This window comes from Arcticibacterium sp. GJ41-1, assembly GCF_055808875.1.
In genome coordinates, this window is the sequence record NZ_CM147888.1 from 979,245 (window position 1) to 998,572 (window position 19,328).

Consider the following 19,328-nt stretch of genomic DNA (forward strand, 5'->3'; position numbering starts at 1 on the left):
AAGCTAAATGACTTATTTAGCCCTCTTTACAAGGTCTTCTCTTGAAATTAATATAGCACGACCAATAGGCCTTCCGTTTCGGAACGTTTGAGTTCTTAAACTCAAATCGCCTTCAGGAACTTCAAAAGTACCTTCGTACTTGTTGCCAAATTGGACAGGATAAGTATTATCAATAGTATAGAATATTTCGGTATTAGCTAAGTCGTTTTCTAAAGTCACTAGGAGCTTATCACCTTCTTTTTTAACAGAAACTATCGGGTCTAGCACCGCATGAGAGATATTAGTTTTCGCCATTTCAAATCTTGAAAAGTGGCTCTCTGTTCTGTTTAAAAAGCTCTGATAGTTTTTGCTCTCTTTTGGGCTCCAAAGTGTTTCTGAAATAGCAAATGCTCTTGGGTAAGTCATATAGAAAGCAAATTGTAGATTTGGAACAACTTCTGTCCAAAGGTTTCCCTGTCCTCCTAAAATGTATTTAGCATCAACATCGTCTGGTACTGGCTCAAAAGAGTATGCCTTTTTTAGGCTTAAATCAGCATAAATAGGATTTTCTAAGCTGTGGTCTCCTTGGGTGTAATCTAGGTATGCGAAAGTAGTAGGTGTCATCACCACATTATGCCCGAGCTTGGCAGCTTCTATACCACCTTTCATTCCTTGCCAGCTCATTACGGCAGCACCTTCTGCTAAACCACCTTCTAAGATTTCATCCCAACCAATCATCTTTTTGCCTTTGCTGTTGATGATTTTTTGAACACGACTTACAAAATAACTTTGAAGTCCATGCGTATCCGCTATTTTATTAGCTTTCATGAATTTCTGCACTTGAGGGCTTTCTTCCCAGTATCCGTGATAGCACTCGTCTCCACCCATGTGGATGTATTGGCTCGGGAAAAGTTCTGCCACTTCTGTCATTACCTTATCTACAAACTCATAAACCTTTTCGTCGGCTGGGTTTAATGTGTTTTCAATCAGCATTTTGAAATGTGGGCCTGTCCAGTCGGCAAAGTAGCCACCAGGGTTAACCACTTTAGGCTCTTTCAATGTAGAAAGTTCAGGATAGGCTGCTAAAACGGCCATGCTGTGCCCAGGAATGTCAACTTCAGGTACTATCGTGATGTTTCTGTCGGCGGCATATTTGATAACCTCTTTAATGTCTTCATGTGTGTAGAAGCCGCCTTCCGTAGCTTTCTCACCTTCTTTAGGGAAAGGTCTGTCTTTTCCAAATCGGCCATGCCTTGGTACTCTCCATGCACCTACTTCAGTAAGTTTTGGTAAGGATTTTATTTCAATTCTCCAGCCTTCGTCATCTGTCAAATGCCAGTGGAAAACGTTGAATTTATACTGAGCCATTTTGTCTAAATAGGCTTTTACATCATCTACAGAGAAGAAATGTCTACTTACGTCAAGCATAAGCCCACGCCAGCCAAATCTAGGGTAATCTGTGATTTTACAACCCATGACCATACCCATGCCCATTCCGTATTCAGCGGTGTTTTCAAACTCTCTAGGGAGCAGTTGTCTTAAAGTCTGAAGACCATTGAAAATACCAGCAGCTTCGTTGGCTATTAGGCTAATTTCATTTTCTTGTACTTCAAGCTGGTAGCCTTCTTTAGGGAGTGCAGGAGCGGCAGCCAAAGAAATACTAATGACTCTATTGGTTCTGCTCGGTTCGGCTATACTTTTCAATTCAATGTTATTGCCAGATTGAGCAAGGAAACTTTGAAAGTTAGTTACATAGGTTTTTACCTGTGCATCATCAGTCCGGATATCAATGGCCACTTGATTGTCAAGCATAAACATTCCGTCATTAGTTTCATAAGAAACAGGAGTAGGGATAATTTGATGCTGAGCAAATGCCGCAAGGTTTAACACTAGAGACAGTACTAAGCTAAGGATGGTTTTCATTTTAATAACATTAGGTTTAAATCAAAGTTATTAAAATATTTTAATAATTAGCTTTTTGCAACGGAATTATACCTAAAGCATTAAACATTTGGGAGCTAAGATTAGCGGTTTACCTTAAGTTACCCCATGAGCCTGCATCATATACGTTTTCAAGGCCTTTGCTTGTTAGTATACCTTTTGCTTTCGAAGAACGCATACCTGAAGCACAGCAAAGAACTACGGGCTTTTTGTATTTCTGAATTTTAGTGAAGTTTTTTGTCAAGGTGTCTAATGGGATATTGACAGCATTTTTAGCATGACCTCCAGAAAATTCTCCGGGGCTACGCACATCAATAATGACAGCACCATTGTTTATTAATTCCTTAATTTCTTCTGAGTTGCCAGCAAACATTTTTTTTATGAAATCGAACATATTCTTTTGTGTTTTATTTGACACAAAGCTACGTATGCAGTTTTCAAGAATGAGTGAGTTAAGTCACAGATGCTTTACCTGAAGAAAATGACCAGAGCACCTAAAAGGGTTAGCCCAAGTATTAGTTTTCTGTAGTTGTCGTTGTTTATTCTCTTCACAATTCTAACACCAACAAAGAAGCCGGCTACCATAGCAGGAGCTAAAACGAGGTCAATTTTAAAAGTATCAAGGCTAATGGTTTCCCAAGAGAAAACATGAAAAGGTACTTTGAAAAGGTTAATGAAAAGAAACATCCATGAAACAGTACCTATGAATTCATTTTTAGGGAATTTCAAAATCAAGAAATAGACGTTTGAAAAAGCTCCTGCTAAGTTCCCAATCATGGTGGTGAAACCTGTGATTAATCCCATGGTACTTCCGAACCAAAGGCCTTGTGGCATTTTCTCGGATTTTCTTCTTTCCCACCAAAATAGTAGACCTACAGCTGCAAGAATGATTACCGCCATGATGCGTTTAAACAGTGTGTCGTCAATGCCTCTGCCCACATACCAGCCAATTAAAACACCAGCTACCATCCAGGGCATTAAAATCTTAAAGTGCTTCCATTGGGCATGCCTGTTATAATAGGTTACAGCTAGCACGTCCGCCATGCAGAGTAGGGGAAGTACTATGCCCGTAGAGGCTTTTGAACCAAAAACTAAAGCCATGATGGTGACATTCATTACATCTACCCCACGGAGTCCTGCTTTAGAGAAACCTACAATAAAGGCAGAGAAAAATACTAGTGCCCATTCTAATAGGCTATGGTCTGAAAAGAAATCCAATAGTAAGGGAAAATTTGAAAGTTTGACAAGTTTAAGAAAGAATACTGGCTTGTTTAACTTCTTTTACCACAAATTGACTTTGAGCATTGCCAATATTAGAAAGAGCCGATAGCTTATTAAGGATAAATAGCTTGTATTCTTCCATATCTTCAACGACTATTTTAAGTAGAAAATCGGCACCACCTGATATACAATAGCATTCTACCACTTCAGGAAGTGTTTGAACGTCTTTTTCAAATCTTTCTAAATATTCCGCAGCATGTTCTTTTAAGCTTACGCTACAAAAAACAAGTAAGTTTCTGTGAAGTTTTTTCTTATTAAGCTCGATAGTATATTTTTCAATAATACCATCTCGCCTAAGTCTCTTAATTCTTTCATGAACAGGCGTAGTAGTAAGATTTAGTTCTGCCGCAATCTCTTTATTGGTGCTAAGGCCATCTTTTACTAATAGCTTTAAGATTTTCAAATCGACTGGGTCAATGCGGTTCATGGCAAAATATTCTAAATTACAGGAAATGATATCCCATTTATTCTAATTGGGCGTCAAATAAAGTGAGATTTAGGAAATTAGTCTAATAGTTGACATTAATTATTTTTTTCAGGTTTAGAGAATTGTAGCTTTAAAGCAAAAACACTCTCGTCTTTATGGCGAGAGTGTTTTTTAGTTTATTGATGAAAGAAGATAGGAGTCAATTATGCATGATTTTCGCTCATGCTAGTTTTGTGTCTTTTAAATTGAAGTTTTGATACTAGCATTGGAACTGTACCTAAAGCTAATAAGACAACACCTAAACCAACTATTTTCCAAATGTCTACAAAGTAAGTACCTGCTGTAAGTATGGTTAAAACCAATGTGGTAGAGAATGGAAGAGATATGGCTAATACCATAATAGCTAGTTCTGAATTAAATGTTCTTTTCTCTTTTGCTATACCCATGCTTTCTTCTTTGTTAAGAAACAAAGAAATATGAGCAAATGGCCAAAAGCTAATACAACTTAAAGGGAATATAATAGTAAGAAGTATATGATTTGCTGAACTCATGCCAGTAGAAAATATAAATAACGCACTTAAAATAAGGCTAATACCAGCTCTTAAAGATAGTAAGGAAAAGACAAGCTTCTTTTTACCTTCTTTAAGGTTAACGGCTAGGCCAATAAAAATTAAGACTAATGGCGTCATAATAGCACTGGTTTTGTCAAAAACGCCTCTTACTATTTCTGGCAGTGTACTGTAGCTAACGCCAAAAGCTAATAAGACTAGGCCTGCTACTAGAACAATATTGATAGGCTCTTTTGCCAAACTTGTTAGTAATGAAGTGATTTTTTCTTTGACGTTCTGTTTTTCAGAACCAGAGTTTTTCAATGACATATTCATGGCCACTACATACAAGAATATTAAACAGAAAAACTTATTTCCAATGTCGCCCATGGCGGCCATGGCTAGGCTTTCTTCACCTAAAAATTCAACAATAAAAGGGAAACAAGAAAGACCAGGAGCTAATGAAGGAATAAGTAATGTTAATGTTCTGGCACTTGCTGAGTCTTTTTTCATTCCAAAGCTTGATAATGCCAATGGCGTTATCAGAAACATGATGAAATTAAAAAGAAGAGCTACTACCGGAATGAAGAGTAAAGATGCGTCCAGATTTATTTTCATTAAAGCGATGAAAATGGTGGATGGAAGTGCCACCGAAAGTACTATTTCCTTGATGCCGTTAATTTTGTCTTTGCTACCAAATTTAGCTTTAAGTATGAAACCTAATGCTATGAGTAATACAAGGATAAGGGTTTTGAATATAGCTTCGTTCATTGAGATAGGAGAGTTTAAGAAAACAGCTTAGCCGAAATTCGGCTAAGCGTGTTTATAAGAATTGATCAACTTAAAGTTTTAAGAGCACTTACGAACATTTTCATTTCGTCCATGGTACCCATACTTACACGGCACATGTCTTTGTCATTAATGGTGAATGCTCTACAGCCTACGCCATGCTCACGCATTTTGCCTAAGAACTCTTTACCGTCCATGTTTATCTGGAACATCATGAAGTTTGTGAAGGAAGGAATAGGGTCATAACCTAATGCCTTTACCTCAGCCATAGTGTATTTTTTGGCTGCATCGTTCTTCGTTTTTGTCATTTCTTGGAAACCGTCATCACCGTAGGCCGCAGTAGCAGCTTTGATTGATGTTAATGAGATACCCATTCCGCCACGCGTAACGCTTGAGATTTCTTTAATGAATTCTGGCTGAGCAACCATGAAGCCAATTCTTAAACCGGCCATTCCCATGATTTTTGAGAAAGTACGACAAACTATTACGTTATATCCTTGTGCTACTAATGGAGACTGTGTGATAGCATCTGGACCGTATGCTAGTTCCATGTATGCTTCGTCAATGAAAATTGGAACCTTCTTAGATACTTTTTTACAGAATGCTTCTAAGTCTTTAGCTGCAGTCATAGTACCTACAGGGTTATTTGGGTTACAGATGTAAACTAATTTAGTGTCTGCATCTACAGCCTCAGCCATTTTATCTAAATCATGAGACCAGTCAGAAGTACATGGAACTGGTTTCCAAGTAGCTCCAACTCTTTCTGCCACACGAATAAGAGACATGTAAGTAGGATCAGCAGAAACTAAGTTTCCACCATTCATGAAACGAACAATGGCTACTTTCTCCAAAAGATCAGAAGAACCAGGCCCCATCATTAGGTGCTTTGTAGTTACACCTTCTTTTTCGGCAATACTTTCCATTAGTTCTGCCATTTCTCTCCAAGCGTAACGGTTTCCTCCGCTTACAGAGTCAATAACTGCTTGTTTTGCACTGGCAGGTGGTCCGTAAGGGTTTTCGTTTGAAGTAAGTTTGGCAACAATTTCTGGTGCAAAATTTTCGTCAACGAAATATTCTCTAGCCAATGGGCTATAAACAAGTCTGTTACTTGCATCTAGCTTGAAAGGGGCACTTTCAAAGGCTCCTTTTGCTATATGTGGAGCTAAGGCCATGCCTCCAAGAGACATTAGACCTGTCTTAAGCATGTTTCTACGATTCAGAGATTTTTTCATTTTACTGTTTTTTTTATTATGATCAATTCAGAGTTTTTTAAAAAGAAAATGAAGCCCCCGAAGGGGCTTCTTATAGGTTAGTTTGAAGCTAATTTGAATAATTTAGTGAATGCCACATCTTTATAAGTTCCGGAGGCACTTAAGGAAACTGTTGAGCCCGATTCGGAAATTCCTAAAGTAGACCATGGCACTTCTACGGAAGCAAGTCCATCTGCTCCTGTGGTAAATGTTCCGATTTCTGCTCCCCCTCTAAATTTTACAAGAAGTGAAACAGATGCTACCGGAATGGAATCAATCCCCTTGGTGTAATCTAAGATGTTGGTTTTGTCAAGTTCTAAAACCATAAAGCTTAGCTTAGCGGTTTCGCCAAAAGATGAGCTAATAGTAGGGTCAGTAGTTAGACCTGATGAAGGAGAGCCAGTGTCTCCCTTTACTGTTACTAATACCGGTGCTACTACTCTGTCTACAAAAGGATCTTGCTTTTCGCAGGCCACAAAAGTGGTAACCGTTGCGAGTACTAAGATTATATATGATAATTTTTTCATTGTTTTTTTTATTTATTTGAATCAAAAATTACTCTGCCCACCAAAGTTCAGTTTGCATATTGTCAGGACCGCCGTTTAGCGATACACCAGCGTCAAGTTTTGCTTTATTAAGCGAATACTCAGTAGTTGGGTAAGGCAAACGTGTTGGGATAATTCCGTCGTTTTCGAAAATTGCTCTTGGGTCAGCCGCAGGAATGACTGGGAAGCCAGTTCTACGATATTCTGTCCAGGCCTCAATACCTTGACCAAATAGAGCTACATACTTCTGGGTCATAACAGTTTCCTTAGTTAAAGAACCTAAAGAAGTTTCAAAACCAGCTGGCATTGTTAATCCAAATGATTCAAAAGAAGCTTCTAAGCCCGTCTTGAAGTAAGCATCTGCATCACCAGAAATATCGCCTTCTAAAGCAGCTTCTGCCAAGATAAAATTAAGCTCGCTGAAAGTCATTAATATACTAGGAGCATCGGCCGCACTGAATGAGCTTTGAAGAATAGAAGCAGAGCTCAAATAAGTAGTAGCAATAGCATCAGGCAAGCCGTTTGGAATACCGTTGTATTCGCCATTTACAGAAGTTGCAATAGCACCTAATCTTGGGTCAGCAGTTTCTGTCATTAAGTCAACAAAGGTTTTACTCATACTCCAGTCGGTACGTCCACCCTGAACCATTACTTCGTTCCATGTATTATTACTAGGTCTTGTCGCTGTATGCACTAACTGTGCATTGTCATCATTACTAGTGAATATTGGGTATGTACCTGGAGAACCCAGTATCTCAGACATGATAGCTTTTGACTCTGTAGGTTTCTTAGCAGCTTGCCTGTTTGCTAATTTTAAGCTTAAAGAGTTAGCAAACTTCTTCCATTTAAGTATGTCACCACCGTAAAGAATGTCGCCTGACACAGTAGGACCACTTACAGAAAGCTTTTCGTTTGCTATTTTTAAATCAGCTAACAAACCAGCATAGATAGCTTCCATATTGTCATACTCTGGCGTATATATTGGCTCTTCAGCTGCTCCAGAAACGGCTTGAGAATAAGGAACTGCACCATACATGTCAGTTAGTAAAGAATATATCCATGATTTCATTACTATGGCTATTCCCTCGTAGTTAGCATTTGGGCTAGCACCTTCTGCTCCACTAAGTGTTTCTATTCTTTGGAAGTTAGTTAGGCCATCATTGTATAGTGATTCCCAAGTGTTATTGTAAAACGCTGGCGTAATACCATAACTATCACCTTCATTTGAATAGATGTTTCTTGCCAGGTATTGAATCCATAGCATGGCACCATCAAGGTTCAATCTTTCAAAACGCGTGCTTCCTCCCCAATACCTATCTACTGATTCTTCAATGGCATATGGTAAGAGATACTGAGCCCCAATCGACGTAGGATTGTTAGGGTCTGTGTTTAATTCTTCGAAATCATCCGTACAGCTGTTTGCGAAAACAAGCATGATTCCAGCTAAAGCAGATAAGAATATTTTATTATTTATTTTCATTTTCTTGTCAATTTTTTTTGGATTAAAAGCCTAGTGCTAGGTTGAAGCCAAGGCTTCTTGAGTTAGGCAATTGTCCGTAAGTGAAACCTTGAGAGTTACCGCCATAAGAGTCAACTTCTGGGTCGATATGAGGAGAGTTAGAGAAAAGCATCAATACGTTACGACCAACTAAAGAAAGTTTCGCGTTTTGAATTTTCATTTTCTCTAAGAATGCAGAGCTAAATGAGTAACCTAAAGACATTTCTCTAAGCTTCACATAAGTACCATCAAATATGGCTGCTTCGTGGTATCTTCTTGGGCTGTTATAGCCATAGAACTGATTTCCTGCTACCATTACTGTATTTGGTACATACTCTGGGCTTTCGTCAGTGCCTATGTTCATCACACCTGCTCCAATTACACCTTCTTCACGTCCAATAGCTGTTTCAGCATACTGACCAGTCCATCTTGCAGTAGCGGTTCCTTCGTCATAGAAGTCTCCACCAAATCTTGCATCAATAAGAGCTGTAAGGGTTACGTTTTTGTAGCTGAAAGTATTCATGAAACCACCAGTCCAATCTGGCTGAACATTACCCAATACTTGAGGAGTGCTTTCTACTTGTGGTAAACCGTTTTCGTAGATTATTTGTCCATCTGGGCTTTTTGCAAAACCGATACCGTAAAGTGTACCGTAAGGCTCACCTATAGTCGCTATTGAAGTCAAACCTCTACGCTCTTGTAAAGTATAAGTGTCTAAGCCTTCGGCTAGTTCTACTACTTTGTTTTTGTTTTTCGAGTAGTTTACTAAAACATCCCACTTGAATCCTGAAGCAGACTCAAAGGCTGTTCCGCTTAAGCTTACCTCAATTCCTTTATTGTTTACTTTACCTGCATTAAGGATTCTAGAATTGTATCCACTTGCTTTTGATATTTCAACACCTAAAATTTGGTTCTTAGTAGTTTGGTCATAGTAAGTTACATCTAAACCTAAACGGCTTTTGAAGAATCTTAAATCAGCACCTAGCTCAACACCTGTTGTAATCTCAGGTTTAAGTGTAGCGTTGGCTATTTCTGTGTTTTCAGAATATTCTGCAATAGAACCATCCCAAGAACCTGAAGCAACGAATGTTTGACTTAATTGATAAGGATCAGCATCGTTTCCAACTTGTGCCCAACTGGCTCTTAATTTACCAAAAGAAAGCACAGAACTGTTGATATCCCATAGGTCTGTAAATACAGCACTAACAGAAGCAGACGGGTAGAAGTAAGAATTGTTTCCGTTTGGAAGTGTACTTGACCAGTCGTTTCTAGCTGTTAAGTCTAAGAAAAGAGCATTTAGGTATCCCATTTGGAATGAACCATATAAACTTTGTACTTCTGATTCTTCTATATCACTTTCTGCAGTGTTTTGGCTAGGGTTAGCATTTGAAAGGTTGTAAATACCATCTACTATTAATTCACCTACATATGTATAATTACGCTTGTAGTAATTTGTTCTAATAGCTCCACCAACTTGACCTACAAAAGAGAAATCACTAGAGAACATTTTGTCATAAGACAATAAGAAATCATGATTGTTTTCTTGCTCTCTTAATACAGTTTCAGAATATCTACCTGGAGATGTATTGCCATTTCTAGTACGTTCAAAACTCGAAACGTTTATTCTAGTATCAGTCCAAACATCTGTACCTGTTCTTAGCATTAAGTTAAGGTTATCTGTAATACTTGCTTGAATAGAGACATTTCCTAATAATCGGTCTTTGTCGTTTGTTGTAGGCAAAAGCTCATTTGAAAAGTCAGGGTTAGTGAAATACGTATGCTGCCAGTTTGGCGGGTCAGTGTCTCCTTCTTTTTGGATATGCGTATCTGTATAATCAGCCCAGTTAGCTAGTCTGTCCCAAGAGATATGACGGTGAGCCCATATAAATTGCTGACCTGATTGATAGTTTCTATTACCACCAGTTTTAATGTAGTCAGCATTAAAGTTTGCTTTTAACCATTTAGTCAGGTTATATCCCGAAGATAAAGTAAAGTTATCTCTGTTATAATCATTAAATGAAGAGATACCTTTTTGATTCAATTTGCTGTAAGCTAATCTGAAGTTACCATCTTCGTTTCCTCCTGAAAGTGCAATGCTATTAGTTAACGTAGTACCAGTTTCCCAAAACTCATCCCAGTTGTTTGGTTGTGGAGTTAAAGGAGCTACGTCTGTACCTGTCCACCATTGTCTTGTAAGCCTTCCGTCTAAAGGAGCACCCCAGCTTTCATCAGTACCAGCAGTACCTGTAGTTGAACCTGGATTTAAGTTGCCATAAGCAGCTTGGTATTGGTCATAAGCATCTGGCTGTATTACACCACTCCAACCATCAGCATACCAAGTTCTATAACCATTACCTCCACCATATGTGTTTTGGAAATCAGGCTTAACAAAAGGTCTTTCTACTGTAAAGTTTGCATTGTATTCTACGCCAATCCCTTTTGTAGAACTTCCGTCTTTCGTTGTTATCAAAATAACACCATTTGCCGCTCTAGAGCCGTAAAGTGCTGCTGCGTTTGGTCCTTTAAGAACCGACATAGTTTTAATATTGTCTGGATTAACCTCAGATATACCACCACCATACTGATTACTAGTAGTTTGCTGCATTGGCACACCATTAATTACTATCAATGGTTGGTTATTACCAGATACAGAAGAGGAGCCTCTTATTTGAATATTTGAGCCACTACCTGGACCTCCGTTACTAGATATACGTACACCGGCTACTTTACCAGATAAACCATTTACTACGTTATTTGATCTAGACTCAGTTAAGGCCTCGCCAGATAACTCTTGTTGGGAAAAACCAAGAGATTTCTTTTCCCGACTAATTCCTAAGGCTGTTACTACCACTTCGTTAAGTAGTTTGTTGTCTGAGACAAGTGTAACATTAAAAGTGGTTTGGTTTCCTACCGTTACTTCTTGTGTTGCAAAGGCAATTGCACTAAAAACTAAGATTGATTCTTTAGAAGGTGCTTTTAAAGAAAATTTACCATCAAAATCTGATATGGTACCTACGGTGGTACCTTTAATAGCAATGGATACGCCAGGTAGAGGGCCGTCTTCTGCAGATGACACTACCCCTGAGATAGTCTGAGCATTTGCCGTAAGGGCAAAAAGCAGCAGAACTAAGACTCTGTTTAAAAGTAGAAATTTTTTCATTTAGGTTCAGTTTAGCTTAAGGTTCATTTTAACAAGTTCTTTAAATGTTTTCTCCGCCCGGAAAATGGAGTTCCCCGACCGCTCGGTTCTTAACATTGACCAAAGGCGGAGAAAACATTTTATTTCTTGAAACCACGACTTTCGATTTCGTGATGAAATTTTCTTAAGGTTAGTTTAGAATTATTATTACCACACACACTAGACACCGTTGTCTACAGTCGCCATGTTTCTACACATAGCTTCTGTAAAACTTTCGCCATTGTTGCGGTCGGGATGGGAAGTTTCGCTTGCTAAATTTTGTATTTCGTTCTAAATACAGTTCAAGTGTACTGCACTATTTGTTTTTAAAAAAATTTAATATGGCAAAAGTGACCAATTGCCATAAAAAAGATAAATGATTATAACATAATATAAAATAAATACAATATCTAAACTGAAAGTGATTGATATTGGATGAAGAGTGCTTGGTGGCGTATGATTGTATTATTCCGTTATTTAGAATCCTTCTTAAAGATTACTAAGGAATAGGAAGAGTAGCTTGATTGGAACTTAGATAACAGTGCTTTAAATGCTTTATGGGCTATTTGGAATAAAAAAAGCCTCCATTGCAGATTTGCAATGGAGGCTTAAGTGTTGAGTCTTACTTTATTAAAAACTTGTGCGTTTTTTATGACACCCAGTTTTCTACTTCTTCTTTAGAAGGAAGTTTAGCATCAATTTTTAGTTTTTTACGCATACCGCCAAGGTCATTGAAAACTTTGTTTGGGTTTGCTTCTTTTAAAGCTTCAATGGTGAAGAATCCCATTTTTTGCAAAGCAGGTATCCAAATTTCCGGAACGCCAACCGCTTCATAGTCAGCTACGGTAGCGGCTAAAATTTTCTTTTCAGGACGCATCTGAGGGAAAAACAATACTTCTTGAATGCTGCTATTGTTCGTTAAAAACATAGTCAACCTGTCAATTCCGATACCTATGCCTGACGTAGGCGGCATTCCATACTCTAAAGACCTTAAGAAATCGTCATCCATAGCCATGGCTTCTTCGTCTCCTCTTGCAGCTAGTTTAAGCTGGTCTTCAAAACGTTCTTTTTGGTCAATAGGGTCATTAAGCTCGGTATAAGCATTAGCTAGTTCTTTACCATTTACAAATAGCTCAAAACGCTCTACTAAACCTTCTTTGCTCCTGTGCTTTTTAGTCAAAGGAGACATTTCTACCGGGTAGTCAATAATGAACGTAGGCTGTATCAAATGTTCCTCTACTTTCTCGCCAAAAATCTCGTCAATCAACTTCGCTTTACCCATTGAATCGTCAATTTCGATGCCCCACTGCTTACAGTATCCACGTGTCTCTTCTTCAGAAAGGTCTGTTAAGTCTACACCCGTATACTTTTCAATAGAACCTAAGATGCTTAACCTTTCAAAAGGTCCTGCAAAGTTAATTTCGTTTTCACCTACAGGAAAAGACGTTTTACCATGTACGGCTATGGCCACTTTTTCTAGAATGGTTTCAGTCATGTCCATCATCCATTCGTAGTCTTTATAAGCTACGTAAAATTCTAAGGCAGTGAACTCTGGATTATGGGTACGGTCCATGCCTTCATTTCTGAACATTTTACCAAACTCATAAACACCATCAAAACCACCAACAATCAATCTTTTCAAATAAAGCTCATTGGCTATTCTCATATAGAGAGGCATATCTAATGAGTTATGATGCGTTTTAAAAGGTTGTGCGGCAGCACCACCATGTATTGGCTGTAAAATTGGTGTTTCTACTTCTAGCCAGCCTTTTTCGTCAAAGATGCTTCTCATGGTAGAGATAATCTTTGCTCTCTTTATAAAGATGTCTTTAACCTCAGGATTTACAATAAGGTCAACATAACGCTGACGGTATCTTAATTCTGGGTCGGTAAAGCCATCATGTACATTGCCGTCTTTATCTCGCTTAACTATCGGAAGTGGCTTAAGTGCTTTGTTAAGTATTTTGAAAGATGTTACGTGAATAGAAATTTCTCCCACTTGCGTTACAAAGGCATATCCCTGAATTCCAAGAATGTCGCCAATGTCAAGAAGCTTTTTGAAAACAATGTTGTACATCGTTTTGTCTTCTTCTGGGCAAATGTCATCTCTTCTGAAGTAAACCTGGATTCTTCCAGAGCTGTCCTGAAGTTCGGCAAAAGCAGCACTCCCCTTACCACGCACACTCATGAGTCTACCAGCAAGGCTTATCTGTTTATAGTTTCCTTTTTCTGCGTCAAAGTTTGCCTTTATTTCGGCAGACGTTGCATTGATTTCAAAAAGCTCTGGTGGGAAGGGATTGATACCCATTCGCATTAGCTCTTCTCTCTTTTGTCTTCTAAGGATTTCTTGCTCGTTCAGTAACATCTATATTAATTCTTTGTATAATGAAATGATTAGGTCATTTCAAGCTCTCTTTATCTAAAAAGAATGCAAAATTATGAAATATTAATTAATGTCCGATGAACATTAGCTAGCTTTGAACATGCTAAAAGTAGGTCAATTAAATAAGTTAGAGGTTTTAAGAGGTACATCGGTAGGTTTTTTCCTTGGAGACGACGAAAATAATGATGTCTTATTACCTCATAAATATATTCCTGAAAACCTTAATGTAGGTGATGAGGTGGAGGTTTTTCTATACCGTGACTCGGAAGATAGAATTATTGCTACCACTTTAGAGCCGCTTATAAAACTTAATCAGTTTGCGTGTCTTCAGGTAACAGCCGACACTAGAATAGGAGCTTTTTTAGACTGGGGTTTAGAAAAAGATTTGTTTGTGCCTTTTAGAGAGCAAAATCAAAAACTAAGAGAAGGCGATTATACGGTGGTTTATCTTTATTTAGATGAAGACACGGACAGGCTCGTAGGCTCTTGCCGACTAAATAGGCATTTTGAGTTTGAGAATATTGACCTGAAAGAAGGGGAGGAGGTTGACTTACTTATTTTGGACAAAACCGACCTAGGTTATAATGTAGCTGTCAATCATAAATACCGTGGACTAATTTACGAAAACGAGATTTTCCAACGTGTAGCTTGGGGAGATACAACTAAAGGATTTGTAAAGGTTGTTCGTGAAGATGGGAAAATTGACATTACATTACGAAAGCAAGGTTTTGAAAACATCAACGAACCAAACGCACAAAAAATACTAGATACACTTAAAGCCAATGATGGCAGTCTAGAACTTTCAGACAAATCTGATTCTGCAGATATTCAAGGCAGATTAGAAATGAGCAAGAAAGCTTTCAAAAGAGCAATAGGCACTTTGTACAAGCAGAAGCTTATTGTTATTGAACCTGAAGGGATAAGATTGGTTCAGAAAGAATCCGAATAATATAAAATTAGGCTTTAGCTAGTAAGCTGATTGTTAGTAGAGAAGGTTTCAATTCTTATACCTAAGAATTTGATGCATAAGAAATTTATGTATATTTGTTTTCAATAACGAATAGATATAAGTGGAGAAGCATATTAAGGGGAGTCTGAGTACAATTGTTCTGAAATTACTGCACGATAATGGCCGTATGTATGGCTATGAGATTACCCAAAAGGTAAAAGAACTCACCCAAAATGACATTAAGATTACAGAAGGGGCACTTTACCCTATACTTCATAAACTGGAGGCGGAAGATATTCTTACGCCGGAAACAGAAAAGGTAGACGGCCGAATTCGGAAGTATTATAAGATTACACCAAAAGGTAATGCCGAAGCCATTGACCGCATAGCGGAACTTAGGGCTTTTGCTGATAATTTGAATTTGATACTGAATCCTAAAATCAGCTTGGGATGAAACTGGACTCACATGAGATTGAAAAGTAAATTTTTGATTTGATAAGACATGAACCTCACCACACCACAAATAGAAACAATAGAGCGATATATTCTTAGCTGGGATATATACAATAAGACTTTCTACTATGAAATTTTAGACCATTTTATTTCTGCTACAGAAAGTAGAATGGACGACACGAACGAAGAGTTCCACATTGCTTTTCCTGAAGTGAGTTACTTATTTGCTGATGACTTGTATCAAAAAGGAAAAATTGGAATGGAATTCTATGGTATTAAAGCCATGGAAATGCGTTTTTTAGCTAAATCAAAAAAAAATGGATTTAAAAATATTTTAAGTGCCACTTTCTCACTTTTGAAGAGTAGATGGGTTTTTATTTGGGTTTTGATTGCTCTTTGTTGTTTTCAACTATATCAAGTTGGAATTATCAAACCACTAATGTTTGTATTATTTTTCGCCAATACTTTTATTCCATATTGGCCTATAATTAAAAAGTGGACTTTGAAAGGTTCTTTTGAAATGTTTAAGTCAATATTTCAATTTGAAGAAAAATTAGAATTACCTGAGCTCAAACGAAAGAAACTAAGTTACCAACCTGGATATCATTTAATATGGCTGGTTAATTTTCAACTAACTCATATTCCTCGGTATTATGAAATGTTTTTTAGTCCCTCAGAAGCTTCGCCCACATGGGGAAACCCATATTTAATTGTAATCGGATTATTATTGCTCCCGTTTTCTTTGGGTGTGAATAAATATGTTAGAAGTAGGAAAATAGACTTTAATCTGGAAAGTTTATGAAACTCACCACACCACAAATAGAAAGTATTAAGGAAGATTTGGCTGCTCAAGAGCTCTGCTTTAAGGAGTTTGAGGCTGAAATGTTAGACCATATTTGTACTTCTTTCGAGGAGTCAGAGCTAGAGGAAGCAGAAATTCAATTTAAAGTAAATGAGCTTATTTATTCTTTTGATGAAGAATACGAATCTCTCGGAACTTATGGAAATCAGGGGTATTATTCTGGATTAAAAGCGATAGAGTTAAGGCGTTTCAGGGGCATTGAGAAAAGGCTTTATGCTAGTTTTCTTAAGTCTATAAAAAAACAGTTATTTTCCTTTAGAATAATATTTTGGGTAGTGCTGTTTTGGCTACTAAGCCGCTTTGCCTTTGATTTTTCGTTACTAAACGCTGGTACTTTTTCTAGTGGCTTTGTAACAGGGATAATGGGTGCTTTATTTGGGTTTTCTCTTGCGACATTTTTTTCTAAGACGCCACTATGGAATTCAGATACTTACACAGTGTTTAAGTTTTTACCCAAGATTTATAAAATGCTAAGACCAACTTCAGCAGAGAAACATGCTTGGCTTAAATTATGGCAGATACCAGTCTTACTTTTTCTATTAAACTATGAGCTTAATTTTTTCTTTGAGCTGCCTCATTTAGGCAGTGTGGTTTTGATATGGCTGTCCTTATTATTTGCTTGGTCTATTTACTCCATTGCTATTAAAAGGACTTTGATTGCATGAAACTCACCACACCACAAATAGAAACAATAGAGCTTTATCTACTAGACTGGGGGCTAGAGTTTAAAGATTTTTATGACGAAGTGTTAGACCATTTTATCACTAGAATGGAAAATACTTTAGAAAATCATGAAAGTTTTGAAGAAGCATTCTCGGAAGTGAAAAAAGACTTTGCCGGAAGGATATTTAAGGGCTATCGAGGTTTAAAAGCTTTTGAGATGGAGTATGCAGAAAGCATCAAGAAAGAATTAAAGAAGCAATTAATACAGAATATAGCGGAGCAGTTTACTACTTTTCGAATTCTGTTTTGGCTCCTAGGTTTATTTTTGGGATATAAGTTTTTTGAAAGTTCAAACGAAATATTCTTATGGCCTTTACTCATGATTTTTTGTGGACTTTACGTTTCGCCTATCTTTCTTATAGGCTTTGAGGATTTATTCAAAAAGAGTTCCAGATGGCTTTCCTTAGAAGAAACGGAGTTGGGTAAAAGGAAAAAGCATTCTCTTTTCAAGAAAACGCATCAAAGAATCTTAATGCAAAGCTTTATAGGCTTTTTTCTTGTTTGTAATTTGATTTTTCAAAGCTGGAATACTTTTTCAAATGGAGATTCTCAACTTTTAAAAGTATTAGTTTTTTTGGTAGCTGTAGTTGGTTTTTCGGTTGCTTGGGCTCAGTTTGAAATTGCTGTTGAAGCGTATAGGAAATCTAAGACTCGAAGTGTTGCGAACTAGTTTTTTCTGAATATCTACTCCGTCTTATCCTTCTTCTTCCCTTCCTTATCCTTCCCTTTAAAAAGAGAAAAGTGAACATAACGTCTCGGGTTTTCTTTCAAATCTGAAAGGAGGGCGTCTAAAGAGGAGGCTGTTTCGTCTAGATTAGAATATAGCGACTGGTCAGAAGTTAATTTCCCTAAAGTTCCTTGACCCTCATTTACATTGGTCAAAATGGCCTGCAAGCCAGCAATGGCAGTATTAAGGTTGCTAACTGTTTTTTCTAATTCTAACGTACTTAAGTTTTCGGTAAACTCGCCCGTACGTTTCATAATAGGGGCTATTTGAGAATCTAAGTTTCCTGTAACCACGCCAAGGTTTTCAGTTAGTGTTTGAGCATTAGAAATAACTTGTGCCAAACCAGTAGTATTTTGAGCTACCACCACATTTAAGCCATCAGTAGTTTTATTTGCCGATTTTAATAGTGCATTTAAAGCATAACCAGTCTCGTCAAACTGCTTTACCACTCTATTAAGATTTATTAGTAATGAGTCTACATTCTGAAGAGCAGGAGTAATGGTAGATATAGCTTCGTCAGCCAAACCTAGTTCTGCTTTCCCTTTTAGTAATCCACCCTCAGGTAAGCTTGTGCCAGGCTCTATTTGCAGCTTTATTAGTTTACCACCTATAAGTCCATCGTCTGATAAGAGAGCTACAGTTTGGTCTGTAAGTTCTATGTGCTTTCTTACGGCCAGTGTTACATTTATTTGATTATTCTCTTGGTCTGTTTCCATGGCCATAACTCGCCCTACATTTACTCCTTTAAAAGTAACGGCGTTTGAGGTTTGAAGCCCCTGTACATCACTAAATACTACTTGGTATTCATTTTCGGTAGAAAATACATCAAGACCTTTAAGATAATTGAAACCTAGGTATAAGATAACTAGCGAAATGATACCTAATAAACCAACCTTCGCTTCTTTACTTATTTTCATTTTTTGCTGTTTATGCCAGTGATTACAACTATGACACAAATATAATGCCTTATTGGTTTCTTTCTACGTCAGATTTGTAGGAATTGAAAGCTGTGTATATAGCTTTCGCGATATTCTCCCTACCACTTTCTGAAGCTAATTTCCTAGCATCAGCAGGGTTAGAGAGGTAACCCGTTTCAATTAACACGCTCGGCATGGTAGTTTCCCAGATAACCAAAAAACCTGCTTGCTTAACCCCACGGCTTTTATTTCCATGATTTACAAATTGACGTTCCACTCTTGAGGCGAAATCCATACTTTGATTCATGAAAGCACTTTGATAATTGGCTAGCATGATATGTGCTAGTGGAGAGTTTGGGTTAAAACCTTTATAGGATTTTTTGTAATTGTCTTCCATCAAAATTACATTGTTCTCTCTCTTTGCTAGGTTAAGGTTAGCCTCACTTTTATGAAGTCCCATTACGTAAGTTTCTGTACCGCTTGCATTTGCAGATGTGAACGCATTACAGTGTATAGAGATAAAAAGGTCGGCCTTATTTTTATTGGCAATTTCGGCTCGTTCGTTTAGAGGTATAAATACATCGGAGTCGCGAGTGTATATTACCTCAACATCTTTTAGGTTGTTTTTTATCATTTTACCTAAGCGGAGTGCTATATCTAGAGCAAATCTTTTTTCTCTACCATTTCCAGTACCAGGGTCTTTGCCGCCATGTCCTGCATCTATTACTACTTTTTTGACAGTGTTTAATGGGTAATTATTAAGCCTGCAAAACGAGAAAAACGTGGCAGATGTAAGTAAAAAGGCTATTATGAATGTTTTATTAGAAAGCATGATGTAGTGTTATTTAGGTAAATTTAACACGAGATTTGTACAATTT

Annotated in this window: 17 protein-coding genes; 5 read left to right on the forward strand and 12 right to left on the reverse strand. The window is 37.6% G+C overall.

Going from position 1 to position 19,328, the window contains the following annotated elements; all coding sequences use genetic code 11:
• Positions 1-12: 12 nt before the first annotated feature.
• The 10 genes from AC0L6O_RS03960 to lysS form a co-directional block, all read right to left on the reverse strand.
• Entirely contained in the window at positions 13-1,902 is a 1,890-nt protein-coding gene (locus AC0L6O_RS03960; RefSeq protein ID WP_473306490.1) for a beta-N-acetylhexosaminidase, read from the reverse strand.
• Positions 1,903-2,011: 109 nt separating this feature from the next.
• Complete coding sequence (locus tag AC0L6O_RS03965; RefSeq protein ID WP_473306491.1) at positions 2,012-2,314, reverse strand: rhodanese-like domain-containing protein; 303 nt, start codon at positions 2,312-2,314, stop codon at positions 2,012-2,014.
• A gap of 74 nt (positions 2,315-2,388) precedes the next feature.
• The gene (locus AC0L6O_RS03970) at positions 2,389-3,138 is read right to left on the reverse strand and encodes a sulfite exporter TauE/SafE family protein (protein WP_473306493.1); all 750 of its coding nucleotides are present in this window, start codon (positions 3,136-3,138) and stop codon (positions 2,389-2,391) included.
• Positions 3,139-3,169: 31 nt separating this feature from the next.
• Positions 3,170-3,628, reverse strand: a complete 459-nt coding sequence (locus AC0L6O_RS03975) for an Lrp/AsnC family transcriptional regulator (protein WP_473306495.1) — start codon at positions 3,626-3,628, stop codon at positions 3,170-3,172.
• 203 nt (positions 3,629-3,831) lie between these two features.
• Complete coding sequence (locus tag AC0L6O_RS03980) at positions 3,832-4,947, reverse strand: AEC family transporter (RefSeq protein WP_473306496.1); 1,116 nt, start codon at positions 4,945-4,947, stop codon at positions 3,832-3,834.
• Positions 4,948-5,012: 65 nt separating this feature from the next.
• Positions 5,013-6,197: a pyridoxal phosphate-dependent aminotransferase gene (locus tag AC0L6O_RS03985; protein ID WP_473306498.1), complete on the reverse strand. Its 1,185-nt coding sequence runs from the start codon at positions 6,195-6,197 to the stop codon at positions 5,013-5,015.
• A gap of 77 nt (positions 6,198-6,274) precedes the next feature.
• Positions 6,275-6,742, reverse strand: a complete 468-nt coding sequence (locus AC0L6O_RS03990) for a hypothetical protein (RefSeq protein WP_473306500.1) — start codon at positions 6,740-6,742, stop codon at positions 6,275-6,277.
• 28 nt (positions 6,743-6,770) lie between these two features.
• Positions 6,771-8,240: a SusD/RagB family nutrient-binding outer membrane lipoprotein gene (locus tag AC0L6O_RS03995; RefSeq protein WP_473306502.1), complete on the reverse strand. Its 1,470-nt coding sequence runs from the start codon at positions 8,238-8,240 to the stop codon at positions 6,771-6,773.
• Positions 8,241-8,262: 22 nt separating this feature from the next.
• A complete protein-coding gene (locus AC0L6O_RS04000) occupies positions 8,263-11,418 on the reverse strand; it encodes a SusC/RagA family TonB-linked outer membrane protein (protein ID WP_473306503.1) in 3,156 nt (1,051 codons plus the stop codon).
• Between the two features lie 667 nt (positions 11,419-12,085).
• Entirely contained in the window at positions 12,086-13,801 is a 1,716-nt protein-coding gene (lysS, locus tag AC0L6O_RS04005; protein WP_473306504.1) for a lysine--tRNA ligase, read from the reverse strand.
• Between the two features lie 118 nt (positions 13,802-13,919).
• On the opposite strand from lysS, the gene AC0L6O_RS04010 reads away from it, so the two are divergent.
• From AC0L6O_RS04010 to AC0L6O_RS04030, 5 genes are all read left to right on the forward strand, one after another.
• A complete protein-coding gene (locus AC0L6O_RS04010; RefSeq protein ID WP_473306506.1) occupies positions 13,920-14,768 on the forward strand; it encodes a CvfB family protein in 849 nt (282 codons plus the stop codon).
• 121 nt (positions 14,769-14,889) lie between these two features.
• Entirely contained in the window at positions 14,890-15,222 is a 333-nt protein-coding gene (locus AC0L6O_RS04015) for a PadR family transcriptional regulator (protein WP_473306507.1), read from the forward strand.
• A gap of 48 nt (positions 15,223-15,270) precedes the next feature.
• Positions 15,271-16,023: a hypothetical protein gene (locus AC0L6O_RS04020; protein ID WP_473306509.1), complete on the forward strand. Its 753-nt coding sequence runs from the start codon at positions 15,271-15,273 to the stop codon at positions 16,021-16,023.
• Positions 16,020-16,748, forward strand: a complete 729-nt coding sequence (locus tag AC0L6O_RS04025; RefSeq protein WP_473306510.1) for a hypothetical protein — start codon at positions 16,020-16,022, stop codon at positions 16,746-16,748. Before AC0L6O_RS04020 ends, AC0L6O_RS04025 begins: the two co-directional genes overlap by 4 nt.
• Positions 16,745-17,476 (forward strand): hypothetical protein, encoded by a 732-nt coding sequence (locus AC0L6O_RS04030; RefSeq protein WP_473306512.1) that lies wholly within the window; start codon positions 16,745-16,747, stop codon positions 17,474-17,476. The genes AC0L6O_RS04025 and AC0L6O_RS04030 overlap by 4 nt, the downstream gene beginning before the upstream one ends.
• A gap of 14 nt (positions 17,477-17,490) precedes the next feature.
• Here the strand turns inward: AC0L6O_RS04030 and AC0L6O_RS04035 are convergent, their stop codons facing one another.
• Positions 17,491-18,450, reverse strand: coding sequence for an MlaD family protein (locus tag AC0L6O_RS04035; protein ID WP_473306514.1), 960 nt, complete (start codon positions 18,448-18,450; stop codon positions 17,491-17,493).
• Positions 18,451-18,499: 49 nt separating this feature from the next.
• Complete coding sequence (locus AC0L6O_RS04040) at positions 18,500-19,282, reverse strand: N-acetylmuramoyl-L-alanine amidase family protein (RefSeq protein ID WP_473306516.1); 783 nt, start codon at positions 19,280-19,282, stop codon at positions 18,500-18,502.
• Positions 19,283-19,328: the final 46 nt, after the last annotated feature.